Origin of the sequence: Dyadobacter jejuensis (assembly GCF_003149085.1) — a bacterium.
GTDB lineage: Bacteria > Bacteroidota > Bacteroidia > Cytophagales > Spirosomataceae > Dyadobacter > Dyadobacter jejuensis.
The window spans coordinates 144,957-157,302 of record NZ_QGDT01000005.1; the positions used below are offsets into that span (position 1 = coordinate 144,957).

Below are 12,346 nucleotides of genomic sequence, written 5' to 3' on the forward strand. Positions count from 1 at the left end.
TGGGCTTTAAAACTGAACCGGAGATGCTGGCACATCTTCGGTTTTTTTATTTGAGCATAATTTTATTTACATAGGCAATTTATTTTTTAGGCTGAAATGGTTTGCACTCTCCCCCTGAGATCACAATCGTTTTACCTTTTATTTTAGAGTCTGAATTGAGTAGGGCATTGAGTATATCAAGTTTTGTAAATAACGATTCTGTCGTCAGGTCGGCCGTGATGGTACAGTTTAATATCGCTGCATTTTCGACCTTTATCTCAACGCCGTAGGCGTTTTCTAGCTTAGCTACAATATCGGAAAGGGTGGCTTCGGCAAACACGAAAGCATCGACACTCCGTAGCGAGGGTTCGTTTTGGTCGAGCAAGGCGGGCTTTTCTACCAAGCCGGCAATGTATTCTGCCCGGTCGGGAAGTATCGTCACGCGCTCATTAGGAGTTAGGACTACCCCCCCAGCCTGAGCTTTAAAGTCCCTACTGGTTCTGTCGGAGGGCTCTACGATGACCTTACCCGTTATGACGGCTACCTCCATTTTTCCTGAGTTCTTGTCTTTTTTGATGGTAAAGCTCGTTCCTAATACTTTGGTTACGATATCGCCGCTATAGACGATAAAAGGCCTCTGCGGATCTTTGGAAATGTCGAAGAAGCCATCTCCTTCCAAATAAACCATGCGTGTGGAAGCATCGAAGCTTTTGGGGTAGTATAGGCTCGCACCCTCCTCCAATTCGACTAGGCTACCATCTTCTAGGTTGATTTTCTTGGGGGTATGATGGGTGTTGGTTACTTTATTAAGGGAAATAATCTCCTCCTGGGCTACACCTTTAACGGGGAAGTTATGGACTTTTCTATAATCTGATATCAGATATAGGAAGCCTAAGACCAAGAGCACAGACGCGGCCGTGGCGATCTTAAAGAAACTTTGATGCCAAAATGGAATTACGCTTTCCGAAAGAGATTCACTGGACTTGGCTTGCTCGATCTTATTCCATAATTTTTGCTCAAGTTGCTGTTTTTGGGAGGCCTGCAGGGATTCCTCCTCAGGGTTTCCCAAGGAGTCATACCAAATATCCATGGCCTTTTTGTCGGACCCAGACAGGCTGTTGTTGATATAATTTTGGAGTACCTCTAAAAACCCCTTTTTCTTATTTTCCTTCATCTAATAATCTGATACCGTTTACGTCGTCGTGTATGGTATAGTCACTTGTCCCGCAAATTTGCCGCAAATAGTTTTATAACATATTTAAATGTTTATATGATAAATTGATATTTTGGATAAAAATCTTGGTTTTATACCATATAATGGGAAGGGAAGGTTAGAGCTGTAGCAGGAAGTGATGGTCCTGGCCCTTACCCGGTTATCGAGAACCGTATGGTATTGAAGGGGTTGGAGACGAAATTCATCATAAACTGTTAAATGCAAACGGGGTAGCTACTTGTTGGTTTTTCTTGCTACCCAAAGTCTTCGTATTTCCAGTAAATGTGCCAGATAGACCAATGGTACGATGTAGGCAGGGAGATAGATATAAGGGAACTGGCTAAGAGCAACATTGGGTTGGTCGAAAGCCAGCTGCTGAAAGGGTAGCGGGGACGAAAGGATGGCTATGATCACAATGATAGTTAGGAATACTATTCCGAAAGTATTCCATATGAGGAGTAACAGTGGTGGGGTTGGCCGCTTTAACACTCGCGCATATCCTAGCAATATCATGGCCGTGACCCCCATAAAAATGTCGTAATTCCAACCCTCAAAGGTCATTAATTGGGGGATATGTCCTTGTAGAAAGAGCTGGAAAAGGACGAGTTCGATCGGTAAGCGTAGGCCATGTAGTCCCAATAAATAAGTAAAGTTGGTTTGGGTTAGGCGCAGAAATCGATAGGCCGAATAACCTAATAATGGAACAGCGATCAGGATCCAAAGGAAGGGTGGGGGCATCGTGATGGTGTCCTGAAAGATACCATAATAGGCCGGGCCGCCAATAATCAGTATCCAAAGCAGGCTTCCACCGAGCACCCTTTTGTCGCTTCCTGTTCCCCGAAAGAAGAAGAATGCTGACAAAAAGGTAATGGTCATAAATACGAAGGGCAACATATGTATCTCTATTTTCCGAACTGTCGAAGATGATGGTCCGTGTGCTTGTAGACGTATTGGCCAACCTGCTCCTGGGTCATCTTACCAAAAAAGGGATGGGTCGATTCCAGTAGGTCGAAATAGGCATACCGCTCCATTAATAAGATCCATTTTTCGCGTTCGGCATGGAAGTCGCCCTGGTGGGTGATCTTCATATCGGGATGAGTCGGTTGATTCTTTTTAATCGGGTCTTCGTTCTTTAAAATCTGTTTAAGCGTCATAGGGCCAAATAGGCGGCCTATGAAAAGCCGTTTATAGGATTTGAGTCCATGGGTCATTTCGTCGGACAGGTAGCAATGTCTAACCATTTGATAGGGGTCCATTTTTCCCCAAAGCCTAGGGCTGTCGGGTTGTAGCTGCTCTATCCGTGTTCGGATTTCTCGTCTGGTGGTGGCGTCGAATATTGTTTTCATACGTTGGGGGGAGTCGGTGAGTGGTTCCATTATTGAGCTTTTGGTGCTAAGACTTTATCTTCAACAAAACTAGGGTCCCGAGTCAACAATATTATTGCCCTATGACAAGAAATGGAATTACTCGGAAATTTCTTTCCGAATCCTGCTCAATGAGGTGTCGGTCACCCCCAAATAAGTGGCAATATGCTTGAGTGAAATGTTTTGGATAAGATCCGGTTTTTCCTTCATCAGTTTGAGGTATCGGTCTTTTGCCTGGTCGGCAATAATGGAAACACTATGTTTTTTTAATTCGAAATAGCTGCCTACCAAGGTGGTTCGGCCCTGTTCCCTGAAACTTTTTATGTTATGAAACAGGTCTTGAAAACTGTTGAAGTCGAGCTGCCAAAGCACACAAGCAGAAAGTGTTTGGATATTTTCGCGGGTTGGATTTCTTAAGAAAAAGGAGGTCCAGTCAATCACGATGTCGCCGGCTGCGTAAAAGTTGGTCGATATGTCTTTTCCTTCCGGATCAATTACATAGGACCGGGCGTATCCACGCTCTAAAAACCAATAATGGTTTTCTAAATCTCCTTCTTGGAGCATATATGCGCCTTTAGCCAGTTCCAAGCGCTGGAATTTGGGGAGGATCGTTTCTAATTCTGGAATGGTAAAATCAGTTTCTTTAAAAATTTGGGTCAAAAAATGGGGCTGAGTCATGGCGGTGCTTTTGGATAATATCGAACCAAGATACTGGTTTTTGATAAGTTTTTATAGAGAGGCTTATGGCTATCTGTCGGATACAGGCCTAAGTAGCCGGCCGGGCTTGGAGGCGAACCTTTTGGTTATAATTATTCATTAGATTATTCAATCAAAGTGCTTTTGATTATTCACTGAAAGAAATGCTCAATGGAAAATGAATCGACCACTCTGCAGAAACGGCCAAATGATTTGATTCTTTGGGAATCCTTTAGGCGGGGAGATCGAGTCGCTTTTGAAAATATTTATCAGGCGCATTTTGGTTCATTGGTGCGCTATGGACTTAAAATTTCACAAGACCAAGATTTGATTCAAGATTGTATTCAGGATTTATTTATTGAACTCTGGGATAGTCGGCAACAACTGACCATTCCAAATTCAATCCGATTTTACTTGCTAAAATCATTACGTTACAAAATAATAAGACAGCTGCAGAACTCTAATACAGAAAGCCTCGAAAATGGTTATGCTGCCGTTATTGAAGATAGTGTTGAGCATAACATCCTGCTACAGGAAACCCGTAGTGGTTATTTACGACAGCTGGGGTTGGCTATGGATCAGCTTCCCAAGCGGCAACGCGAGGCCTTGCACCTCAGGTATTTTCAAGGGCTAAGCAATGAGGATGTAGCCCGATTGATGGGCGTGAATTATCAATCGGCCTGCAAATTTATATATACCGCCCTCAAATCGCTCCGAAATATAATGCGGCTATCTAGCCTAATTCCCACTTTATGGTTTTTTATTTGAAAAAAATCATAATAAAATGGATTAAAATGGGAAGTGTTTTGCACTTGGATAGGTAAATCAAAAAAAGTATCCAATGCAGCGGGATTTTTCGAAATTTGAGATTGAAGATTTCGTTTTTGACGAATCGTTTCAAAAATGGGCCAGTGGAATACCGTCTCCAGAGCATCGTTTTTGGGAGCGTTATTTGCATATTTATCCGCACCAAACCGACAAACTGTTAGCGGCTAGGGAACTGGTCAAGCAACTAAAGGCCGATGACCCCGCATTGTCGTTTCATGCAATGCGGCGGGAAGTATGGTCGACACTTCAGGAGCATATTGAGCCATCGGGAAAGGTGGTAAGACCTATTTTTACCTTTTGGAACATCGCCGCGTCGGTGGTATTGGTCATACTAGGACTTGGAGCATGGTATCTGTCGAGCCAGCCCCAGCTTCATCAGCAAATGGAGCAGGTGATTACCTTTCAGCCCGCCGAGTCGGAGTTGATTGAAGAGGTAAACAGAACCAACAGTACTCTTCTGGTTCACCTGAGCGATGGCAGCGTCGTAGAGTTGGCCAAAAATAGTCGGTTAAAATATCCTAAGAGCTTTGCCAATAATCAACGCGTAGTCCAATTGGAAGGGGAGGCATTTTTTGAAGTCCAAAAGAACCCTGAAAGCCCGTTTTTAATTTATGCTAACGAAACGGTTACCAAAGTATTGGGGACCAGTTTCCGGATTGTCGCCTTTCAAGATGCCTCCAAAGTGATCGTTTCCGTAGCAACAGGCAAGGTGTCGGTCTTTTCTAAGGAGGGCTACCACCGAAGTGCCCAGCATCAGAATGCCGCAGGCGTGGTGTTGACGGCCAATCAACGGGCCGAGTTTACCAGAGATCAGCAGCAGTTCAATAAGACCCTAGTGGAGAATCCTGATATAATAATAACGCAAGAGAACCCAACTTTTAATTTCGACAATACACCCTTAAAATTGGTTTTTGAGGCATTGGAAAAGGCCTATGGAGTAGAGATTCTGTACGATGCTGAGCTGGTATTGAATCGATCCTTAAAGGTACACTTTGGCGAAGAGTCCTTGTATGAGAAGCTGACGGTGATTTGCAATACCATGGGGATGCAATATCAGATTGTAGACGCCAAAATCATTATTGAAAGAAAGAATTTGAACTAAACCTAAACCCCAAAAAATGAAAGAAAGCTTGAAACGAAAGAAGTCAGTAATGTTTCCGCATTACTGACTTCAATGAGCAACCCCCAAGTATCCGTGGAAAGAAAATGGGGATTTGTCTTGTCCATTCACATTTAGTAGAACTTTACAAAACAACCAAAGGTATGCAAAAACATCGATTACCTCTTAAAATTATTGTGTCCATGCTTAAATTTTCGGGTTTCCATCTGTTATGGATAATGCTGAGCTTCGGAATGAGCATAGCCAAGGACAGCCGTGCCCAGGAATTACTTTCTCGCTCTGTGACTTTCGAAATGGAAGATCAGGATCTACAGCTGGTATTGAGTAAGATAGAAAAAGCTGCGAAGGTCAAATTTAGCTATGAACCCATCGTATTATCTGATCAGAAAAAGGTGAATATAGTGGCCAAAGCGGAGCCATTATCCAGTGTGCTGGATAGGTTGCTTATCCCTTTGAAGGTTCAATATAAGGTCTCTGGGAAGTATATTATATTAACTAAAAAGGTGGAGCCCGTCAAGGCTTCCTCGGCTTTGAAGAGGGACGATGAAAGCCTCATTAATTTTCGAAAAATCTCCGGACGAGTCACCGACGAAGCGGGGGTGGGCCTGCCTGGGGTAAGTATCCTGGTAAAAGGCTCCCAGCAAGGTACGACCACCGATGTGGAGGGCTCCTTCGAGCTTTCGGTCGAGGATCCAGCCGCCTTATTGATATTTTCGTATGTGGGCTACGTTAGTCAGGAGATTGCCATTGGGAAACGGTCCACGATCGAGGTGTCCCTAAAACATGATAACAAATCTTTAGAAGAAGTGGTGGTAGTGGGCTATGGTACCCAAACCAAGGCTAACCTTACCGGGGCAGTCTCCTCTATTAGTGGCGATGTTTTGGAAAGTAGGCCTTTGGTCAATATTGCTCAGGGGCTACAAGGGCTAGTTCCTAACCTCAATATTAACCTCAATAGTGGAGCTCCTGGCCGAGGTGCTACCTATAACATCAGGGGGAATACCTCCATCAACGGGGGAGGACCATTGATTCTGGTAGATGGCGTTCAGATGGACCCCAACCTGATCAACCCTGCCGACGTGGCCAGCGTGACGGTTTTGAAGGATGCAGCATCTGCCGCCATTTATGGCGTGAGGGGGGCTTATGGGGTGATCCTGATCACAACCAAAACTCCTAATAAAAACAATCCTTTAAGGGTAAATTATTCCTCCTCGTTTACCTCTTCACGACCAACTCGCCTACCCGACTATGTTAACTCTGTCGACTATATCGCGATGAATAGGGAAGCCGACGCAACCGGCGGGCGAACGGGTGGAACCCAGGCCAGTAATAAGTTTACAGATTTGGATTTCGAAAATGCCCAGAAGTATTTTAATGATCCCATTAACAATTTACCAGTATATGTGGATCCAGGAAATCCATCGGTTTACCGGTATGTGGGTAATACCGATTGGATTAAGGAGCTTTATAGTGGTAGTGCTCCCATGATGGACCATAATTTGTCGCTTTCTGGTGGAGAAAACAAAACCTCTTTTGTAGCATCCTTGGGGCTTCTGAGCCAGAAAGGAATTCTAAAAATTACCGATCAACGATTTAAAAGATACAATGCCAGCTTAAAACTGAATACCGAGGTAACTAAATGGTTGGATTTGAATTTTAAAATGAGTCTGAATCGAACTGAAAATAATACCGCTAGTGATAGAAATAGAACGGGAATGGCTGAGAGTAGGATAGGTGGGGACCTGAGGCCAAACATGCCGGTGTACCATCCCGATGGGAACTTTTCGGGCCAGGGTAACTGGACCAACCCCATCGCATTAGCACAGCTCAATGGTAGAATGAAGACCCAAGCCAACGATCTATGGCTTACCGGTGGTTTTGTATTAAAGCCTTTAAAGGGGCTCAGGGTTGTCTCAAATTTTACCTGGAATAATTACCAGAGAAATGAACAAGAGCATCAGAAAGAATATTATGAATATGGTGTGGATGGGATTTTGCTTGGGAGTTTTCCATGGACGAAGCCTACCAGGGTGATAGAACGTAATAATAACGATTACTATACGGTTGTTAATTCCTATGCGGATTATGAGTTTAATACGGGTAATAAACACTATCTGAAAGCCATGGTAGGGTATAACCAGGAATTAAAAACTACAAAATTTGTCTCGACTTCTGTCAAAAACCTGATTGACCCTACCTTGCCAGCCATCAATCTAAATAATGATGATCGGCCAATTGTAGCGGGTAGCCAGGGAGACTGGGCCGTGAGTGGTACGTTTTTCAGATTAAACTATGATTTTGCCAAGAAATACCTATTGGAAGTAAATGGCCGGTATGATGGGACCTCTCGTTTTCCAAGAGGCAACCGTTACGTCTTTTTGCCCTCTATCTCTGCCGGGTGGAGAGTGTCTGAGGAGTCATTCTTTGCTCCGCTGAACCACGTGGTCAATGATTTGAAAATACGTGCCTCCTACGGTAAGCTAGGGAATCAGGCGGGCGACCAGCTTGGCAATTATCCATACCTTACCACCATGCCAACGGGTAATATAGCCTATGTGTTTGGCAGCCAACAAGGTACTGCGGTAGGAGCTCCTGGATTGATCAGCCCTAATTTTACATGGGAAAAAGTAACTAGTACGGATATCGGGCTTGATTTTGACCTTTTTCAAAATCGACTCACTACGAGCTTTGACTGGTATATCCGCGAAACAAGGGATATGATTGTGGGCGCATTCCCGCTTCCTTCTGTATTGGGTACTAGCCCTCCCCGAAGAAACGCCGCCGATATGAAAACGGTAGGATGGGAATTGTCTACCACTTGGAAGGACAAAATAAATGCGGATTGGAGCTATAATATCACGTTGGCATTGTCTGATTATACTTCGAAAATTACCAAATATGATCTTAACGAGACAATGACCATTGGGAGCCGTTATGAAGGGGAGACGTTGGGGGAGATTTGGGGCTATGAGACGGATGGATTTTTCCTGACCGACGATGAAGCGGCCAATTTTGACCAAAAGCAATTGTGGGGAGGAACTTATTTGGCTGGAGATATTCGATATGCGGATTTGGATGGCGACGGTAAGATTACCCGTGGAACCAATACTGTGCAGAACCCAGGCGATCGTAGAATTATTGGGAATAGTACCCCTAGATATCAATTTGGTTTTAACTTTTCTACTCAATACAAAAACTTTGATTTTACCTTCTTATTTCAAGGGGTTGGCAGTAGACAAGTGGCTGTAGGTGGTCAGGAATTTTGGGGGTTTACCAACGAATGGCAAGTTCCCTTAAAACACAACCTAGACTATTGGACCGAAGAGAATCCTAATGCTTATTTCCCGCGGCTGAGGCTAGGGGGAGGTGGAAACTTCCAAACTCAGACAAAGTATTTGCAAAATGCTGCTTATATGCGAATGAAAAATTTGTCGCTAGGGTATGTGGTGCCACATGCTATTACTAACCGTATCCACATTAACAATATTCGGGTTTATGCCACTGCTCAAAACCTCTTTGAGTTTACCAAGTTTTACAAATCACAGGATCCTGAAACCGTCTTTCAAAATACTTATCCTTTGAACCGGTCCATTTCTGTAGGTGTGCAAATTGGTTTATAAACCTTAAAAACGAATTCAATTATGAAAGCTAAAATATATTTATTCTTATTGATCTTAACCATGTCCTGCCGGAACGAAGATTTCCTGGATCTTTACCCCAAGGATGCGATTACGGAGCAGACCTTCTTTAAAAATGAAAATGATCTGAAGCTCTATGCCAATCAGTTCTACCCATCACTGCCGGTGCAGCCCAGTCTGTCCGACAATAATTCCGATGATTTTGTGCCTAGCAATCGAAACAGTTTTTTAGCTGGAACCTATGTGGTGCCGGTATCTGGAGGAGGATGGAGCTGGACCAATGAGCGGAATGTCAATTATTTCTTGCAACGCTACCAACGAGCCGATATAAGCGACGTCCTCAAAAACAAATATGCGGGAGAAGTTCGGTTGTTTAGGGCATATTTCTATTGGAGAAAAGTGGTCCAATTTGGAGATGTACCCTGGTTGAATGCAGATTTGAACGATTTGTCACCTGAACTATACGATCCGAAGCTTCCCCAAAAACAAGTGATGGATTCGGTATTGACCGACTTGAATTTCGCCATCGCTCACTTGCCCTTGCCCAAGGATACAGAATTGGGCAGGCTCCATAAGTATGCTGCGGCTGCCTTGAAGTCCCGGATATGCCTTTGGGAAGGTACTTATAGGAAATATCATGGGCTTGGCGACGAGCAAAAGTTCTTGCAGGAAGCGGTTGACGCCTCAGAAATGGTCATGAATTCCGGGCTTTATGATATCTATAGTACGGGCAACCCATCTACTGACTATTACGACCTTTTTATACAAGAAGAGTTGAGCTCCAATGTGGAGGCGATATTACCGATGCGGTATCTGAAAAATATTGTGATGCACGGACTCACCAGATCATTAGGTGAATCAGGTACTGGTTTTAGCAAAAATTTTGTCCGTTCTTTTCTCAGTTCCGATGGCCTGCCTACCAGTCTTAGCCCCTTGTATAAAGGAGACAACACGCTGGAAGAGGAAGCCACTGCACGCGATCCACGGTTCAAGCAGTTGATTGGAACGAATGGTTTTGTTTTTCAAATAAGTGCCTCTGGCGCTCAGGATTTGATCACCCTTCCAAGGATAGGGTCCAATGCCGCTCCGACTGGTTACCAGCTCATAAAGGGGAGGTCGTCGGATCTGGAGCAATGGAATGCCCTTCAGTCTACCTTAGATCTGTTTATATTTCGATATGCCGAGACCTTACTGAATTATGCAGAGGCAAAAGCCGAGCTAGGGGAGGCCGATCAATCGGTGTTGGACAGGTCCATTAACAAGATCAGGGACCGTGTCGCCATGCCCCATATGACTACAGAGGTGCCCAAAGACCCACAGTCCGATTTCCCTTCCCTTTCCGCTTTGATAGACGAAATACGTCGTGAAAGAAGGGTTGAGCTCGCTGCCGAAGGCTTTCGCTTCGACGATCTGTTGCGGTGGAAAGCAGGGGAACAGATAGAAAAACCAGAGACAATCTTAGGGTTAAAATTGAATGCCGCTTACAAAACTCAATTTCCGGCAAGCCAAATTAGTGGTATCGTCGTCGATGAGAACGATCTGATTCGTATTTATAGCAATATCGATAGTCGAGTTTGGGATGATAAAATGTATCATTATCCTATTCCCACCCAGGAGCTTTCTTTAAATCCAAAACTTGCCCCACAAAATGCGGGTTGGTAATTCTGAAAATTCAGAGGGCAGCAATGTCCTCTGAATTCAAAGATCAATATACCCGGTTTTAATCCTTTTTGACACTTATTCTTATCGCTTTATGTTCCGCAAATTAATTTGTTATAGTAAGCCACTAGGTCTTATAGCAATACTGTTTTTGATACTCATTCCCGATTCTAGAGCACAAATACCCACGCCCACGGCTCCCCAACTGTATTGGCAAAAAAAAGAAAGGATCATGTTTATCCATTTTGCACCGAATACCTGGACGGGCCTGTCACAAGATGATAATTCGCTGCCATTGAATCGAATTAACCCTACAGAACTCGATACCGATCAGTGGTGTCAAACGGCAAAATTATGGGGAGCCGAAATGATCGTTTTTGTCGCCAAACACTCTGGCGGGTTTTGCTGGTGGCAAACCAATACAACGGATTATGGTGTAAGGAATATTCCATGGAGAGAGGGGAAGGGCGACCTAATGGCCGATATTTCTAAATCTTGCGATAAATATGGCTTGGACTTAGGGGTATACATCTACCCAGGCGACAAGACTTGGGGAGCCGGGCTGGGCAGTGGAGGAAAGACCGACGATCCTACCAAACAAGAGGCCTATAATAAGGTTTTTAGACAGCAACTTACAGAGGTATTGTCTAATTATAAAAAGGTAAAGGAGGTCTGGTTCGATGGTAGTTGTGTGATTGATATTTCGGATATACTCGCTAAATATGCGGATGATGCCGTTATTTTTCAGGGGCCATCGGCTACAATCCGTTGGGTGGGGAATGAGCGAGGAATAGCTCCTTATCCTAATTGGTATACCCTCAAAAAAGAAGATTTAGCTACAGGGACCGCTCATGCCCTTCATTCCGATCCGGATGGGGACGCCTATGCGCCTCTTGAGGTCGATGTGCCTTTTTTGATGACCGATAAACACCATAAGTGGTTTTGGGCTCCAGATACAGATAGTCAGTTATTGACCCTGCCCAAACTTATGGAAATATATTATAGTTCGGTAGGCCGAGGGAGTGTGTTATTATTAAATGCCACACCAGATACTACAGGAGTTATCCCGGCCTCTCACGTAAAACGATATGCTGAATTTGGACGGGAGATAGAACGTCGGTTTAAGAAACCGATTCGTGCCGTTTCTGGGAAAGGTAATACCCTGGAGGTCGACTTTGGTAGGCCAACAACGATTAACCATGCCGTGATTGAAGAAGACTTGGCAAAAGGGCAACGCGTAAGGAAATATGTAATCGAAGGATTAGAAGATAATAAATGGGTCAAAATTTCGGAAGGCTCGTCCGTCGGTAGTAAGCGTATAGATGCTTTTCAGGAAAGTAAATTCAGGAAGGTGCGTTTGCATATTACTGAATCTGTGGCTGAGCCAGCCATACAGAAATTGGCTTTTTACCATATAAAAATTAGGCCCTCATCCATGGCTTCGAAAGTGGAACAGCAACCCGTTCAGGTAGGAGGATGGGATAGACAAACTTTTAACTCGGAATGGGAAGATTTTCAGTTGGATTTAACTCCTCAGTTCATCGATAAGGTGGGGCAATTTGAACTTAGGTTTCAGCTTATCAGTCACGATAGAGAAAGCAAGGGGCATGGTCTGGAGTTTGAGGACGTCACCATTCAGATGTATGGAGCGGATCGCCCAGCCGATATTCAAGCTACAGGACCTAATACTTTTATGATTAATTATTCCCAGCATACCACCAAAGAAACCACACAGCCCGTCATTTTTAAAGCTAGGGTTCGGTCGAAGCCAGCGCGGTCTGTCGGTTCAATCAATATCCGTATGATTCACTTAAACTAGGGCAACTAAGCAGTAACGGCCTCCTTCAAC

9 protein-coding genes are annotated in these 12,346 nt (G+C 44.1%); 5 read left to right on the top strand and 4 right to left on the bottom strand.

Annotated elements, in window-relative coordinates; all coding sequences use genetic code 11:
- Positions 1-79: 79 nt before the first annotated feature.
- The 4 genes from CLV98_RS11875 to CLV98_RS11890 form a co-directional block, all read right to left on the bottom strand.
- Complete coding sequence (locus CLV98_RS11875) at positions 80-1,153, bottom strand: FecR family protein (protein WP_109674546.1); 1,074 nt, start codon at positions 1,151-1,153, stop codon at positions 80-82.
- A 273-nt stretch (positions 1,154-1,426) separates the two neighbouring features.
- Positions 1,427-2,068 (bottom strand): DUF8737 domain-containing protein, encoded by a 642-nt coding sequence (locus CLV98_RS11880; RefSeq protein WP_146202268.1) that lies wholly within the window; start codon positions 2,066-2,068, stop codon positions 1,427-1,429.
- A gap of 26 nt (positions 2,069-2,094) precedes the next feature.
- Entirely contained in the window at positions 2,095-2,568 is a 474-nt protein-coding gene (locus CLV98_RS11885; RefSeq protein ID WP_229203336.1) for a DUF1569 domain-containing protein, read from the bottom strand.
- Between the two features lie 87 nt (positions 2,569-2,655).
- Positions 2,656-3,234, bottom strand: a complete 579-nt coding sequence (locus CLV98_RS11890) for a Crp/Fnr family transcriptional regulator (RefSeq protein WP_109674548.1) — start codon at positions 3,232-3,234, stop codon at positions 2,656-2,658.
- Between the two features lie 189 nt (positions 3,235-3,423).
- On the opposite strand from CLV98_RS11890, the gene CLV98_RS11895 reads away from it, so the two are divergent.
- The 5 genes from CLV98_RS11895 (at position 3,424) to CLV98_RS11915 (ending at position 12,316) form a co-directional block, all read left to right on the top strand.
- On the top strand, positions 3,424-4,020 hold the full coding sequence (locus CLV98_RS11895) for an RNA polymerase sigma factor (protein ID WP_109674549.1): 597 nt from the start codon (positions 3,424-3,426) through the stop codon (positions 4,018-4,020).
- A 73-nt stretch (positions 4,021-4,093) separates the two neighbouring features.
- The gene (locus CLV98_RS11900) at positions 4,094-5,182 is read left to right on the top strand and encodes a FecR family protein (protein ID WP_109674550.1); all 1,089 of its coding nucleotides are present in this window, start codon (positions 4,094-4,096) and stop codon (positions 5,180-5,182) included.
- A 161-nt stretch (positions 5,183-5,343) separates the two neighbouring features.
- Positions 5,344-8,820, top strand: a complete 3,477-nt coding sequence (locus CLV98_RS11905; protein ID WP_211320017.1) for a TonB-dependent receptor — start codon at positions 5,344-5,346, stop codon at positions 8,818-8,820.
- A gap of 21 nt (positions 8,821-8,841) precedes the next feature.
- The gene (locus tag CLV98_RS11910) at positions 8,842-10,500 is read left to right on the top strand and encodes a RagB/SusD family nutrient uptake outer membrane protein (protein WP_109674551.1); all 1,659 of its coding nucleotides are present in this window, start codon (positions 8,842-8,844) and stop codon (positions 10,498-10,500) included.
- Positions 10,501-10,591: 91 nt separating this feature from the next.
- Complete coding sequence (locus CLV98_RS11915; RefSeq protein WP_109674552.1) at positions 10,592-12,316, top strand: alpha-L-fucosidase; 1,725 nt, start codon at positions 10,592-10,594, stop codon at positions 12,314-12,316.
- Positions 12,317-12,346: the final 30 nt, after the last annotated feature.